Origin of the sequence: Thalassospira sp. UBA1131 (genome assembly GCF_002311515.1) — a bacterium.
Classification (GTDB): domain Bacteria; phylum Pseudomonadota; class Alphaproteobacteria; order Rhodospirillales; family Thalassospiraceae; genus Thalassospira.
The window spans coordinates 1-14,549 of sequence record NZ_DCAO01000019.1 but is presented as its reverse complement, the minus strand read 5'-3'; the positions used below and the strand labels follow the sequence as shown (position 1 = coordinate 14,549).

The 14,549-nt window shown below is 53.4% G+C and carries 14 protein-coding genes and 1 pseudogene; 8 read left to right on the top strand and 7 right to left on the bottom strand.

Features of this window, described 5'->3' with window-relative positions; genetic code table 11:
* On the bottom strand, positions 1 to 516 hold a 516-nt coding region (locus B3Z49_RS02680), incomplete at its 3' end, for a putative glycolipid-binding domain-containing protein (protein WP_296988072.1).
* Positions 517 to 725: 209 nt separating this feature from the next.
* Between B3Z49_RS02680 and B3Z49_RS02675 the strand changes: the two genes are divergently transcribed.
* From B3Z49_RS02675 to B3Z49_RS02655, 5 genes are all read left to right on the top strand, one after another.
* Positions 726 to 1,520 carry a thymidylate synthase gene (locus B3Z49_RS02675; RefSeq protein ID WP_296988070.1) on the top strand — a complete coding sequence of 265 codons (795 nt, stop codon included), beginning with the start codon at positions 726 to 728 and terminating at the stop codon, positions 1,518 to 1,520.
* A complete protein-coding gene (locus B3Z49_RS02670) occupies positions 1,520 to 2,044 on the top strand; it encodes a dihydrofolate reductase (RefSeq protein WP_296988068.1) in 525 nt (174 codons plus the stop codon). The genes B3Z49_RS02675 and B3Z49_RS02670 overlap by 1 nt, the downstream gene beginning before the upstream one ends.
* A gap of 117 nt (positions 2,045 to 2,161) precedes the next feature.
* A complete protein-coding gene (locus B3Z49_RS02665; RefSeq protein ID WP_296988066.1) occupies positions 2,162 to 2,743 on the top strand; it encodes a TetR/AcrR family transcriptional regulator in 582 nt (193 codons plus the stop codon).
* 109 nt (positions 2,744 to 2,852) lie between these two features.
* Positions 2,853 to 3,476: a class I SAM-dependent methyltransferase gene (locus B3Z49_RS02660; protein ID WP_296988064.1), complete on the top strand. Its 624-nt coding sequence runs from the start codon at positions 2,853 to 2,855 to the stop codon at positions 3,474 to 3,476.
* A 124-nt stretch (positions 3,477 to 3,600) separates the two neighbouring features.
* The gene (locus B3Z49_RS02655; RefSeq protein ID WP_008892058.1) at positions 3,601 to 4,158 is read left to right on the top strand and encodes a peroxiredoxin-like family protein; all 558 of its coding nucleotides are present in this window, start codon (positions 3,601 to 3,603) and stop codon (positions 4,156 to 4,158) included.
* Positions 4,159 to 4,250: 92 nt separating this feature from the next.
* Here B3Z49_RS02655 and B3Z49_RS02650 read toward each other — a convergent pair whose 3' ends face one another.
* A complete protein-coding gene (locus tag B3Z49_RS02650; RefSeq protein ID WP_296988063.1) occupies positions 4,251 to 4,889 on the bottom strand; it encodes a glutathione S-transferase family protein in 639 nt (212 codons plus the stop codon).
* 269 nt (positions 4,890 to 5,158) lie between these two features.
* On the opposite strand from B3Z49_RS02650, the gene B3Z49_RS02645 reads away from it, so the two are divergent.
* Both B3Z49_RS02645 and B3Z49_RS02640 read left to right on the top strand, forming a co-directional pair.
* Positions 5,159 to 6,424 carry a DUF2235 domain-containing protein gene (locus B3Z49_RS02645; protein ID WP_296988061.1) on the top strand — a complete coding sequence of 422 codons (1,266 nt, stop codon included), beginning with the start codon at positions 5,159 to 5,161 and terminating at the stop codon, positions 6,422 to 6,424.
* Between the two features lie 63 nt (positions 6,425 to 6,487).
* Positions 6,488 to 7,432: a lipase family protein gene (locus tag B3Z49_RS02640; protein WP_296988060.1), complete on the top strand. Its 945-nt coding sequence runs from the start codon at positions 6,488 to 6,490 to the stop codon at positions 7,430 to 7,432.
* Between the two features lie 36 nt (positions 7,433 to 7,468).
* Here B3Z49_RS02640 and B3Z49_RS02635 read toward each other — a convergent pair whose 3' ends face one another.
* From B3Z49_RS02635 to cyoA, 5 genes and pseudogenes are all read right to left on the bottom strand, one after another.
* Positions 7,469 to 8,176: an SURF1 family protein gene (locus B3Z49_RS02635; protein WP_296988059.1), complete on the bottom strand. Its 708-nt coding sequence runs from the start codon at positions 8,174 to 8,176 to the stop codon at positions 7,469 to 7,471.
* A 146-nt stretch (positions 8,177 to 8,322) separates the two neighbouring features.
* Positions 8,323 to 8,703, bottom strand: coding sequence for a cytochrome o ubiquinol oxidase subunit IV (locus tag B3Z49_RS02630; protein ID WP_062957989.1), 381 nt, complete (start codon positions 8,701 to 8,703; stop codon positions 8,323 to 8,325).
* Complete coding sequence (gene cyoC, locus B3Z49_RS02625) at positions 8,700 to 9,320, bottom strand: cytochrome o ubiquinol oxidase subunit III (protein WP_287446473.1); 621 nt, start codon at positions 9,318 to 9,320, stop codon at positions 8,700 to 8,702. Before cyoC ends, B3Z49_RS02630 begins: the two co-directional genes overlap by 4 nt.
* Before the next feature lie 10 nt (positions 9,321 to 9,330).
* Positions 9,331 to 11,341: pseudogene (cyoB, locus tag B3Z49_RS02620) on the bottom strand (cytochrome o ubiquinol oxidase subunit I).
* A 90-nt stretch (positions 11,342 to 11,431) separates the two neighbouring features.
* Positions 11,432 to 12,562, bottom strand: coding sequence for a ubiquinol oxidase subunit II (gene cyoA / locus B3Z49_RS02615; protein WP_246879228.1), 1,131 nt, complete (start codon positions 12,560 to 12,562; stop codon positions 11,432 to 11,434).
* 449 nt (positions 12,563 to 13,011) lie between these two features.
* Here cyoA and B3Z49_RS02610 point away from each other — a divergent pair, with 449 nt between their 5' ends.
* Entirely contained in the window at positions 13,012 to 14,352 is a 1,341-nt protein-coding gene (locus B3Z49_RS02610) for an MFS transporter (protein WP_063090329.1), read from the top strand.
* Positions 14,353 to 14,549: the final 197 nt, after the last annotated feature.

Genomic DNA, 14,549 nt, shown 5'->3' with positions numbered 1-14,549 from the left:
ATCATCGATCTCAAGCTCTGCTGAGAAATTGCGAAACAGCCCCTCATAGCGGTAACGACGATCCGGGATCAGACAGGTGTAACGTTGTGGCGCGCTACGTGGCAGGAAATCCCCCTCTATCTGGCTTGGAAGCGGGACATAGGCCGCCGAAATTTCCCGTGCTTCGCCCTCGGCCAGTTTTAATCGTTTGATCGGAAGCATGTTTGTCGCGGGCGTTATGCCGATATCGACATCAAAGCACCCCGCCAAAGACGGCAATTCCCGCTTTGCAATGCAGTCAAACCAGTTTCCCTTGCCGTCCGAGGTCACATGCATCTGCGCCCCGCCGACATAACTTACCTTGACCTCGCGTGTCGCGAACGCGGCATCCGTCACCACAAAGTAAGACCCGCCATAGTGACCATGTCGCGTCCCGACCACGACTCCTTCAAGCTCTATCCCGTCCGGATCAGACTGACAGACACAGTGCTCAAGACCGTTTCCATCCCAATCAACCCACTGAACAGTTTTTTGCAAAATCAACACTCCCATGCGCCAAACGCGCCCAAAATTCAGATAGTTGAGTATATCCACTGTTCCCAAGTTTACCTGACCACTCCTGACACCTCCTGTCAGCAGAAACAGTTCAACGAGTGGCCCGGCAAAGATCGGATGGCGTCGCTTGCCCGTGACCATCGACCTGACTATGCTGCGACAAAAGTGATTCTTAAAATGCAGGACTGAGCATGCAGCAATATCTTGATCTGATGCGTCTGGTGCGTGACACCGGCACGCGCAAGGAAGACCGGACGGGTACTGGCACGGTTTCGATCTTTGGTCACCAGATGCGCTTTGACCTTTCCAAGGGTTTTCCGTTGGTCACCACCAAAAAGCTGCATCTGAAATCGATCATTCATGAATTGCTGTGGTTCCTGGATGGCGACACCAACGTCAAATATCTGCAGGACAATGGTGTTCGGATCTGGAACGAATGGGCCGATGAAAATGGCGACCTTGGCCCGGTTTATGGTGGCCAGTGGCGGTCATGGCGCGGCGCAAACGGCGAAACCATTGACCAGATCACCGGCCTGATTGACCAGATCAAAAACAATCCCGATTCCCGCCGCCTGATTGTGTCGGCATGGAACGTTGCGGACGTGCCCAACATGGCGCTGCCGCCATGTCACTGCCTGTTCCAGTTCTACGTTGCTGATGGCAAATTGTCCTGCCAGCTATATCAGCGCAGCGCGGATATCTTCCTGGGTGTGCCGTTTAACATCGCCTCCTATTCGCTTTTGACCATGATGATCGCGCAGGTCTGTGATCTGGACGTGGGTGATTTTGTCCATACCCTTGGCGATGCGCATCTTTACACCAACCACCTTGATCAGGTCGAAGAACAGCTGTCGCGTGATACCCGCCCGCTTCCGACCATGAAGATCAATCCGGCCGTCAAATCGATTTTTGATTTCAAGTATGATGATTTCGAACTGACCGGCTATGACCCGCATCCGCACATTGCCGGCAAGGTTGCTGTCTGATGGCAGGTCCGAAGATTGAACGGGTTGCCGTGGTTGCGGCGGCCGCCAATGGCGCGATTGGCAAGGATGGCTGGATGCCGTGGGAACTGCCCGAAGACCTCAAACGGTTCAAGGCACTGACCCTTGGCAAACCGATGATCATCGGGCGCGTAACGTTCGAGGCGATCGGTCGTCCTCTTCCCAAACGCACATCGATTGTTGTCACCCGTGACACCGACTGGTCCTTTGAGCATGAAAATGTGAGGGTTTGTCACAATATCGAAGAAGCCATTAAATTGGCGGACGAAATCGCCGTGCGCGATGGCGTCAATGAAGTGATCATTGGCGGGGGTGCGCAAATCTATCACCTCGCCCTGCCGTTCACGACCCGTTACGAGTTGACCGAAGTCCATGCCGAGATCGAAGGTGACACCTTCCTTGATCCGCTGCCCACCGATCAATGGCGCGAAACCAAACGTCAGAAGATCGACAATCCTGACGGCCCGGATTACAGCTTTGTAACCCTGGATCGGATCGCGTCGTAACCCCAAGTTTACGGGCAAATCACAAGCTCTTATTGATTTTGCGGCGCAGTCGGCCCATCTTCAAAGCAATTACAGAACATTCGTTCCAAAGTACGGATCTGATCGAAGGAACTGCCAATGCCACGGCCACGTGCGTTTGATGAAGAAAGCGTTCTTGATAACGCCATGAACATCTTCTGGAGCAAGGGGTTTGAAGCGACCTCTATTCAGGATCTGGTCAATGAAACCGGCCTGAACCGGGCCAGCATGTATGCAAGCTTTGGTGACAAGAAGGCACTTTTCCTGCGCGTCCTTGATCATTACAGCCAGAAAATCAGTGCCGAGCGTTTTGCCGATCTGCGCAACATCGAAGATGGTCGCGCCGCAATTGAAAAAACATTCCGTGACGCGGCCAAAACCGGTACCGCAGAAGGACGGCACAAAGGCTGCCTGATGGTGAATTCGGGCATGGAGCTTGCCCCGCACGATCCGGAAACCGCCGCCATCGCCCATCAGGCATTCCGCCGGGCCGAGGATACCTTTGCCGCCGCACTGAACCGCGCAATTGGTCAGGGCAAAATTGCCAAAGGCAAGAATGTCCGCGCCCTTGCGCGCTTCTTGGCTGGCTCGTTTCAGGGCGTGCAACTGATGTCGCGCCGTGGTGCGGATCAGGAAACCTTGACCGACTATTGCGAAACCATTCTGGCCGCACTCGACTAAACCTGCGCGATTTTTCGTAACCGTTTCTGGTTGCGCATTGCCCTGCACTCCTTGATAGTCACGCGCTTGTTTCAATGCCCGCACATCGGGTGCAAAAGCCGGATATATCATGATACGCAGCGACACTTTCTGGGACTCTGCCGCCGACAAATACGCCCGCAAACCGATCGGCAACGAGGCCGCCTATGTGCAAACCCTTGATCGCACGCGCGCCTATCTTTCCCCCGATCAGAACGTGCTTGAAATCGGGTGTGGCACCGGCACCACGGCTCTGAAACTTGCCCATAGTGTTAGGCATCTGACCGCCACCGATATTTCCGCACGCATGATCGAAATTGCCCAGGGCAAGGCCAAAGATCAGGCGACCAACAATGTCACCTTCTCCCAAAAGACGATTGATGATATAGCCCAAGGGTCAGAGCGCTTTGACGTGGTGCTTGGCTTTAACATCCTGCATTTGCTTGATCAGCCGGAAGTTGCCATTGCCGCGCTGCATAAGGTCATCAAGCCGGGTGGCATGTTCATCACCAAAACACCCTGCCTGGGTGAAAAGCTTTGGTATCTCAAGCCCCTGATCTGGGTCATGCAGAAACTTGGCAAGGCGCCGCGCGTTCATTTTCTGAATTATGCCCGCCTTGAGGGCATGATCCAATCTGCCGGATTTGAGGTGATCGAAACCGGCTCCTATCCGGCCAGCACCGGATCACGTTTCATCGTCGCCAAACGGGTTTAACGACACATCCGCACCAAGGTGTTCCCATCACGGTTCAGTGATGGCGGTTCTTTGTTGTTGATTTATAGAATGATCATTCCATAATTAACCTCAATTAAACCTGACCCAAGTCATGAGGAACGAAATGTCTGCAATTACCCCGCTGATGCCGCGCCAGAAGGTGCCGTCGCTTTCCGTCCCGCTTGTTGGTGGCGGCACATGGTCGCTTGCCGACCAAAGCCCGGAAAACTTCACCATGGTCGTTTTCTATCGCGGCCTGCATTGCCCGATCTGTGGCAAGTACCTGAAGGACCTCGACACCAAGCTTGCAGACTTTGCCAAGCGCGGCGTGAACGTCGTTGTCGTTTCGTCCGATGGCGAAGATCGCGCGACCGAAGCCAAGGCGAAGTGGGAGCTTGAGAATATTGACCTTGGCTATGGCCTTGATCTTGATAACGCGCGCGAGTGGGGTCTTTATATCTCGACCTCGAACGGTGTGACGTCGAGTGGCTATGAAGAACCGGCTGTTTTCTCGGAACCTGGTCTGTTTCTGGTGCGTCCGGATGGCACGCTTTATTTCGGCACCGTCCAGACCATGCCGTTTGCCCGCCCGGCGTTCGATCAGATCCTTGGCGCGCTTGATTTCGTGATTGCCAAAAACTATCCGGCACGCGGCGAAGTGATTGATCATACAAATCCCTAAACCAGCGACCGAAAGCCGATAAAATGCCAAAGGGCCGGTTCCAAAGCGCAGGAACCGGCCCTTTTATTCTTCATACAATTGGATCGATACGACTAACCCGCCATTGCAGCGGCAAAATGCGGCGCATCCAGTTCCTGTGCACGCTGATAGGCCGGGCGGGCATCAATCCGTGCGATGTAGGCCTCGAATTCCGGATATTTCGGCAGAATGCCAAACATGCAACCAAACCGAATGGTCGAACCAAACACCACATCAACGGTGGTGAAGTTCTTCCCCATCAGCCACGGGTCGGCCTTGCCAACAAAATCGACCAGAATGGGCACCAGCGTTTCCCAGTCGCGATAGGAATTCTGGCTACTGTCTTCTGCCGTGTACTGGCGCACGCGGTCGATCATGGCCGGTTCGATGGTGGACGGGGAAAAGAACAACCAGCGCAGATATTCGCCACGTTTCGGATCATCCAGTGCCGGGACCAGGCCGGCCTCGGGATACAGATCGGCCAGATAGCAGCAAATGGCGGCAGCCTCGGTTACCACCGTGTCGTCATGTGTGATGGTTGGCACCTTGCCAAGCGGATTGAGTGCCAGGAATTCCGGCGTTTGCCCTTCGCCACCCCGGATGTCGACAAGTTTGACATCAAACGGAATGCCCAGTTCCTGCAACATCCAATGTACTGTACCGCTTCGTGATGGTACGGCGTGATAAAAGGTCAAGTTCCGCTGTGATGGCATTCTTAAGGCTCCTGCGTTTGCACGTGTGATTATGTTTGAAATCCGGCGGCAATTTCCCCTTGTTTCCCAACAATGTAAACCACACGACAGACAGGTTCCTGACAGCTGTATGTCAGCAGGATGTCGGTCATCGAACTGACCACCACATCACATCAGCAGCATTTTATTATATTTAATATTCCTTAATAAAATCACCCCTGAGTTGTATAGTGACACCCGAAACGATCCAAAGAAGGTCGCCCGGCATCACATCACACAGGGGACTTCACATGCCCAAACGCAGACTGATTGTATTTTTCGACGGCACCTGGCAGGAACCCGCCAACACGCCCGAACCAACCAACGTCGTCAAACTTCTGCGTGCGGTGCCGAGCAGCGACAACGATGTTTCGCAGATCGTGTTTTATGATCGCGGGGTCGGGACCGGCGATGTGATCGATAAAATTCGCGGCGGTGCGTTTGGCAACGGGTTGCTTGAAAACGTCGTTGATGGCTATCGCTTTCTTGGCAACAACTATCAACCCGGTGACGAGATCTTTATCTTTGGGTTTTCGCGTGGCGCCTTTACCGCGCGCAGTCTGGCGGGATTGATCGGGCTCTGTGGTCTTTTGAAACCACCCTATCTTGGCCATCCGCTCCAGACCGATATCGCGAAAATTGCCAGCTCCGATTTATCGCCAGAGGCAAAACGTACCAAAATTTCGACCCTTGATATCGAAACCCAACCGGATGTGCCAATTGAATGCGTCGGCGTTTGGGATACGGTCGGGTCGCTTGGCATTCCGGGTGACCTTGGACGCCGCCTGATCCCCGCCAAGTATCATTTTTACGATGTGCAGCTTGGCGGGCACGTTCGGGTTGCCCTGCATGCAATGGCAATTGACGAGAAACGCAGTGCCTTTTCACCAACGCTGTGGGTCAAGGAAAAGGGCACCAAATTGCCGGACAAACAAATTGTCGAACAAGTCTGGTTCCCCGGCGTACACAGCAATGTTGGCGGGTCTTACGATGATTGCCGGCTATCTGACATCACGCTCGACTGGATGATCAAGCGGGTCAAGAAACACACCAAGCTCAAACTTGATGAGTCGCACCTTAAGACCAAACTGGCCCCGTCAGTCGACGGGCGCGGGTATGAAAGCCGCACCATGCTTTATTCGAGCTCCCGCCTTTACCCCTATCAGCGCCTGATCGAACAGATTGCACCGGAAACCAGAAACTTCTGGGACAAACTGCGCATCAAATGTCCGAACTTTGACCGTCGGAACATCATCCCGGATGGGCTTGAGACGATCAATGAAGCCATCCATGTCAGCGCACTGGAACGTTGGAATATCTCTACCGGCGTCTTGCATGACAATTCGCATGAAGGGTCACTCGAACGCGTGCTGTATCGCCCGTCTAACCTGAATGCGGTACTTAAGGCCCATTATGCCGGTAAACGCACGCCCAACATCATCAACTGGACCGGCGCGACCATGCGCAAAGACATTCCATGGCCCGATCAGTCGACGCTGAGTGATACAGTCCGATGATATCCGATCAACCGTCGCGTCCATTACGGGCGTAATTCAACAACGTCGGACGTGAAAAAACAAATGACAAATATCAATGAAATATCAACGATCATTCACAGAAACTTCACCAGAATGGCATGGGAGAAGGATAAATTTGATCTAGAAAAATCTTATATTTGCTCCGCAATTGCAGAGATACCTTACCATCGCATACCGGAATTTGAGCTATCGCAAGCTGATCGCGCAAATATGATCCCATGTGCATCATATAATGATCTTTACACGCGCAGAATCATTCAAACAACTCAAGAAATCTCAAGCAGACTGGACTCACCTAGATATTTTTCTATCGAAACCAATTTCGCTATCCTCTTAGGGATAAAGATACATAATGTACTGTTTATTTCAATTCGCGGAACACAAACTCTATATGACTGGAGAACAAACTTTCAGGTATTAAAAATTTCAGAGAGGATTGGTCCAGTTACTGCAAAATTTCACAGAGGTTTTTACCTCGCAACCATGGAAATTTTGCCCCCACTCCTAGATGAATTAGATGAGCTTGATGACGAACTAACAGAGAACGAGGACAATGACCGTGTCTTGGTTTATATAACAGGCCATTCTCTTGGTGGTGCAATAGCAAGCATTCTGCACGGCCAACTCAGATCCATTCAGTTTCCGTATCAGTTAAGGTCTTCCAACATTTTGAGATCTCGTCTCACTTTGGGATCTTGCTACACATTCGGTATGCCGAGGTTTGGAGATCGGCTCGCTGCCGCTAAGAACCATAGGCCATTCAACGTTAAGTCTAACCTAGACATAGTTCCTAGAATTCCGCCGAAATGGCTCGGTTTTGCTGACAGCCTAAACAATTTCCATCCAGATGGAACACGTGATTATCAACGATCATCCGTATTGGACTTTAACTTTCTGCGTTGGTTTAAAATGATCAAATCGGGTCAAATTAAAAGAAACCACTCAATTGAGCAGTATCAGCAATCCATTCATTCGCACCTCAAATGAAAGCCCCAATAGCCAGATCAGATTGTAGCTGCTGAACTACCTAGTGCTTCGCCTTAAGGCAATCCACGCCGCGACAAGTGTCAGCAATGCCAAGCCAAACCATGTCAGCGCATAGGTCAGGTGGTTGTTGGGGAAGCTAATTTTGGTCAGGCCACCCAGTGGCAGCTTGGCCGGGTTTTCTGCCCCATCACCGTCAATGAAATACGGCGCGACATTGGTGGGATCTAGCCCCCGCTTGGTCGCCATCGCCTTTACATCGCGCGAATACCAGCGTTCTTCAGACGGCACGTTATCACGGATGAAGGTGCCGACCGGTTCGTTGATGCGAAGCAGGCCGGTGACAGTAACCTCACCCTCGACCATGCCCTCGGGCCGTGTGTCCGGGGCACGCTTTTCGGTTGGAACAAAGCCGCGGTTGATCATGACAATCGTGCCGTCATCCCGCATCAGCGGTGTCAGAACCCAATAACCCGCCCCGTAATCAGTGGCAGTATAGACCTGCGTTTCAAGATCGTTGCGATAGGTTCCCGTCACACTGACCTTGCGATATTCATCGCGTGCGCGGGTTACATTTTCCCAGTCATCACGCGTGGGTGCGGCAACCGCATCCCCATGCACGCGCGCATCAACCCGTTCAATCAGATCAAGCTTCCAGGCCCGACGTTCGACCTGCCAATATCCAAGGGCACAGAACCCGGAAAACAGGATAGCCGCCAGCATCAGGACAACAATTCGGGTTGTCATGGAGGGGCCTTTTTTCGGGTTATCAGTTGCTTGAGCGGAAACGTGGTCGTCGGACATGCCGGGTTCTTTCAAAAGGCAATCTGGTGAAACAAAAAGGGCGCGATCCCCCTAAAGGTATCGCGCCCCCTTCACATATCAAGCAGTCCCTAGCCGAAGCTCGGGATCATGTCGTGATCCATCTGCGGCATCATGTTGGTGTTGAGGTGATACATCACCCACAGCGACCCGGCGATCGCAATCGCCACGATCACGATGGTGAAGATCAGCGCCAGCATGTTCCAGCCACCTTCGGATTTGGTGTTCATGTGCAGGAAATAGACCATGTGAACCACGATCTGAATAACCCCAAGCCCCATCACCCAAAGGGCAGTTGCAACCTTGCTGTCAAGAACACCGTCCATGACAAGCCAGAACGGGATCGCGGTCAGAATGACCGACAGGACGAACCCGATCACATAGCTTTTATAGGTGCCATGTGAGGCCCCACCATCATGATGGTCATCATGTGCGTGTGAATGTGCGCTCATCCCAGAACTCCCAGCAGATAAACAACGGAGAAGACACCGATCCAGACGACGTCAAGGAAGTGCCAGAACATCGACAGGCACATCAGACGACGCTTGTTCTCGACGATCAGGCCGCGCTGGGCGACCTGAACCATCAGGGTAACAAGCCAGATGATGCCAAACGTCACGTGCAGACCGTGGGTCGCCACCAGCGTATAGAACGCCGACAGGAAACCACTGCGCATCGGGGTCGCACCCAGGCTCCAGAGGTGATGGAACTCATAAATTTCCAGCCCGACGAAGGCGATACCAAACAGACCGGTAATCGCCAGCCACAGCTGCGTACCTGCGACATTGCCCTTTTCCATCGCCAGCATGGCAAAGCCATAGGTGATGGACGAGAACAGCAGCATGGACGTGTTGATCGCGACCAGTTCAAGGTCGAACAGATCCGCCGGTGCGGGACCAGCAGCATAGTTCTGACCAAGAACGGCATAGGTTGCAAACAGGATCGCAAAGATGAGGCAATCGCTCATCAGATAGATCCAGAAGCCGAGCATCGTCCCCGTTTCCGGGTGATGCTCTTCTTTCAGGTAGAAGACCGGCGCTTCGGTCTGAGAGGCATTTGTATTCGCCATTGTCATTCCCTTACGCCTGCTGTTTTGCCAGAAGGGCGGTACGTTCTTCTTCGGTCTTCACAACTTCGGATGCCGGGATGTGATAATCGCGGTCATAGTTGAAGGTGTGGGCAATGGAACCGGCAATCAGAACGATGAAGCTTGCCGCAACAAGCCACCAGATGTGCCAGACCAGTGCAAAACCAAGAACGAGCGAGATCGCAGCCAGGATAAAGCCAGCGCCGGTATTTTTCGGCATATGGATATCCAGGAAGCCCGACGTCGGACGGACGTAACCACGTTTCTTCATGTCTGCCCAGGCGTCCAGATCATGGACAACCGGGGTAAAGGCGAAGTTGTAAGCCGGCGGCGGCGAGGACGTCGACCATTCCAGCGTACGACCACCCCACGGGTCACCGGTTTCATCACGCAGCTTGTCGCGTTTGATCACCGCAACAACGATCGACATGATGAACGAACCGATACCACCGGCAATCAGAAGCGCACCAAAGGCCGCAATGATAAACCAGATCTGAAGCGACGGATCGTCAAACTGGCTCATACGGCGGGTGACGCCCATCAGGCCGAGAACATAAAGCGGCATGAAGGCAAAGTAGAAACCGATGGTCCAGAGCCAGAAGGACATCTTGCCCCAGAACTCGTCGAGCTTGAAGCCGAAGGCTTTCGGGAACCAGTAAACGATACCGGCAAACATCCCGAAGACCACACCACCGATAATCACGTTATGGAAGTGGGCAATCAGGAACAGGCTGTTATGGAGCACGAAGTCGGCCGGCGGAACGGCAAGCATAACACCGGTCATGCCGCCAATCACGAAGGTCAGCATGAAACCGATGGTCCACAGCATCGGGACATCAAAGCTGATGCGGCCCTTATACATGGTGAACAGCCAGTTGAAGACCTTGGCCCCCGTCGGGATCGAAATGATCATGGTGGTGATGCCAAAGAAGGCGTTCACACTTGCACCCGACCCCATGGTGAAGAAGTGGTGCAGCCAGACGATGTAAGACAGGATGGTAATAACCACGGTGGCATAAACCATCGAGCTATAACCAAACAGACGCTTGCGGCAGAAGGTCGACACAACTTCGGAAAACACACCAAACGCTGGCAGGATCAGGATGTACACCTCCGGGTGCCCCCAAATCCAGATCAGGTTGATATACATCATGGCGTTACCGCCAAGATCGTTGGTGAAGAAGTTGGTGTCCGCATAGCGGTCAAGACCAAGCAGAACCAGAACAGCGGTCAGAACCGGGAACGCAGCCACGATCAGAACGTTGGTGCAAAGTGCCGTCCAGGTAAAGACCGGCATTTTCATCATGGACATGCCCGGTGCGCGCATTTTGACGATGGTCACAACCAGATTGACCCCCGACAGCAAGCGTCCCGACACCGGCAATCTGCAAGGCCCAGATATAATAATCGACCCCGACCCCCGGACTGTAGACAATGTCTGACAGCGGCGGATAGGCCAGCCAACCGGTCATAGCGAATTCGCCGACAAACAGCGACGCCATGATCAGCGCGGCACCACAGGTGGTCATCCAGAAGCTGAAATTGTTCAGGAACGGGAAGGCAACGTCGCGCGCACCGATCTGCAGCGGCACAACGAAGTTCATCAGACCGGTCACCAGCGGCATCGCAACGAAGAAGATCATGATCACGCCATGGGCGGTGAAGATCTGATCGTAGTGGTGCGGCGGAAGGAAACCTTCGGCACCGTTGAAAGCGATGGCTTGCTGGGCACGCATCATGAGGGCATCGGCAAAGCCACGCAGAAGCATGATAATTGCCAGAATGATGTACATGATGCCGATCTTTTTATGGTCGATCGACGTGATCCACTCGCGCCAGAGGTATCCCCACAGACGGAAGTAGGTCAGACCACCGACAACGGCGATGCCACCCACAACCACACCCAGAAACGTCACAAGAATGATCGGATCATGGAGAAACGGGAAGGAGTCGAGGGACAGCCGGCCAAATATAAAATGTAAAAGGTCCGGATTGGAGAACATCGGATTACTCTTCTTTCAAATGCAGAATGGCACCGCAACCGATGCCGAAACTGCGAAGGGCCGGTTGGCATTCACCAACCGGCACTGCTTTTAGAACCCTGTCGAAACACCTGCGGGTGCAACACTCATCGCGCGCGAAACCGGCCCGTTGTCAAACAACGGAAGGTTCGCGATTTCGCCAGACAAGCCACCCTCCGGGGTGGTGCACAGCGTCGCAACGAACGACTTGCTATCAGGCAACGGCTGGCTGCCGCGCATCTGCGGAACGTCATAGGTCAGTGACATGACGTTGTAGACACCGGCAAGACCGCCACCGCCATTTTCGTCAATGTGCATCATCTCGTTCATGCACATTTTCGACTGGTCAACGCACATGTTGAGAATGGCCTGATAGAGTTCCGGGTCCACAGAGCTGTAGTAGCGGACCGGCTCCTTCACACTCGGCTTTTCAAGTTCGAGATATTGCGAACGGCCCAGGAAGTTCTCGTCGGACTTCACATCATTGACCCAGGCATCAAAGCCGTCTTGGCTCAGACCATGGAACTTGAAACGCATGTGAGAGAAGCCCTCACCGCTATAGTTCCCGGAGAACCCGTCATACACGCCTTCTTCGTTGATCACGGCATGGAGCTTGGTTTCCATACCCGCCATCGAATAGATCTGCCCTGCAAGGGCCGGAATGAAGAACGAGTTCATGATGCCCGATGATGTAATCTTGAACTGGATCGGCGTATCAACAGGAGCTGCAAGCTCGTTGACCGTCGCAATGCCCTGTTCCGGGTAGATGAACAACCATTTCCAATCGAGGGAAACGACTTCAACCACCATCGGCTCATGATCTTTGGGCAACGGACGTTCAGCATCAATACGGTCGAGCGGACGATACGGATCAAGCGTATGGGTCGTGACCCAGGTAATCGCCCCAAGAGCAATAATGATCACCAGCGGCGCGGACCAGATGACAACTTCCAGCTTGGTGGAATGGTGCCATTCGGGATCGTATTCTGCATCCTTGTTACCCTGGCGGTATTTCCAGGCAAAGAATACCGTCAGTGCCATGACCGGAACGATGATCAGCAACATCAGGATGGTCGAAACGATAATGAGGTCGGCCTGCTGGGACGCAATATCACCCGACGGATCGATCACAACCAGGTTGCAACCGGCCAGAAGCGAGAACATCGAGGTCAAGGCGACGCCACGTACAAGTTTTGAAAGCATGCGCTTCATACTTCCTCAGTCTCTGGAAGATGTTCTCACAGACAACCATATGCCTGCGAGCCGCATAGCGACCCACCAAAGATCGCCACGCGTCGTACCCTGCCGCACACGCATATAGGAATTATAATTCCAGACATCCACGGAAAGGGCACAAAGAAAGCAATTTTTTTTCAAAAAAATGCCAAATCGGAAATTCGCGGGAATTGCTATAGCTGCGTTGCAGCAATGTCAAGCTACCCGCGGCGCATAGCAGGGTCGTAATGACAATTATCATTCGGATGTAAACCACGCGTTGTGCGGTGCATCACAATAATTGACACTGACGTTTGCAATTCACATGTCTATAATTAGACTCGATCCAAAGTCGTATCGTCCTTTGATCCGAATTTGTGATCCAATCAAAAGCAGTTAGGGCCAAAAGGCCCGACCAGTGAATAAGGGAGAACGGCGTGACCCAAACAACAGAACACTACGCGACCGCCACCTCTTCGGGTTTGGAACGCGATGCGCGGCATCACAATGCCGACGCCACCAATGATCCGGGACAAATCGCGCTTGGCGTGATCATCGGCCGGACATCAGAGTTTTTTGACTTCTTCGTCTATTGCATCGCATCGGTACTGGTTTTCCCACAATTGCTGTTTCCGGGTGAAACCGCACTCATGGGCACTATGTATTCGTTTGCCATCTTCTCTCTGGCCTTTATCGCCCGCCCTGTCGGGTCGCTTGTCTTTATGACCGTTGACCGGCAATACGGGCGCGGCGTGAAACTGACGATTGCCATGTTCCTGCTGGGCGGTTCAACCGCTGCGATGGCATTCCTGCCAAGTACGGCTTCGGCCGGGATCCTTGCGATTTACCTTCTGTGTGCCTTCCGCTTCCTGCAGGGTCTTGCATGGGGTGGCGCATGGGATGGTCTGGCGTCGCTTCTGGCACTTAACGCACCCGATAACCGCAAGGGCTGGTATGCGATGATCCCGCAGTTGGGCGCGCCGCTTGGCTTCATGCTGGCATCTTCGCTGTTTGCTTATTTGCTGCTCACACTGCATCCCGACGACTTCCTAGCCTTTGGCTGGCGCTATGCGTTCTTCGTGGCCTTTGCAATCAACGTGGTGGCGCTGTTTGCCCGCCTGCGTCTGGTGGCAACGTCCGAATTCGGCCATCTGCTTGACAAGAACGAGCTTGAGGCAGCCCGTGTCATCGACACGCTCAAACATAATGGTCGTACCGTTGTGCTGGGTGCGCTGGTCCCGATGGTCAGCTACGCGCTGTTCCATCTGGTAACGGTCTTTGCGCTGACTTGGGTCTATCTTTATGCCAATGGTAATCCGGGTCAGTTCCTTCTGACCCAGGGTGTTGGTGCAGTGCTGTGTGCCTTTGGCATCATTGCATCAGGCTTTATTGCAGATCAGCTCGGTCGTCGTCGTCTGCTTGGTTACAGTGCGGGGATCATCCTGCTGGGTGCAATCCTGACACCGCTGCTTTACACCTATAACATCATCAATGAAGGCATGATTGTTCTGGGTGGCTTTGCGGTTCTTGGCCTGTGCTTTGGTCAGGCGGCCGGTACGCTGGCATCGAACTTCAAGCGTGAATACCGCTACACCGGATCGGCCCTGACATCCGACCTTGCATGGTTGCTGGGCGCTGGTTTCGCACCGCTGATCGCGCTTTATCTGTGTGACAAGTTCGGTCTTGCCGGTGTTGGTGCCTACCTGCTTTCGGGCGCGGTTGTCACCCTGCTGGTGCTGCAATTTAACAAACAGTTCGGGGCAAAAACCACCGACTGATTGTAAAGACATACACGTCAAAGCAAACACCCCGGCCAATCTGGCCGGGGTGTTTTCGTTTGCAGACCGCGAAGGCGTCTTATGCGTAGTTCGACGGGAACATGGCGCGTTTTGCGTCTTCGTCCATTTCCGTCTTAAAGGTGTGGTCCTTGCCAACTTCGCGCGCACTGACGGCTGCCGGCAGGCGATTGATCGCA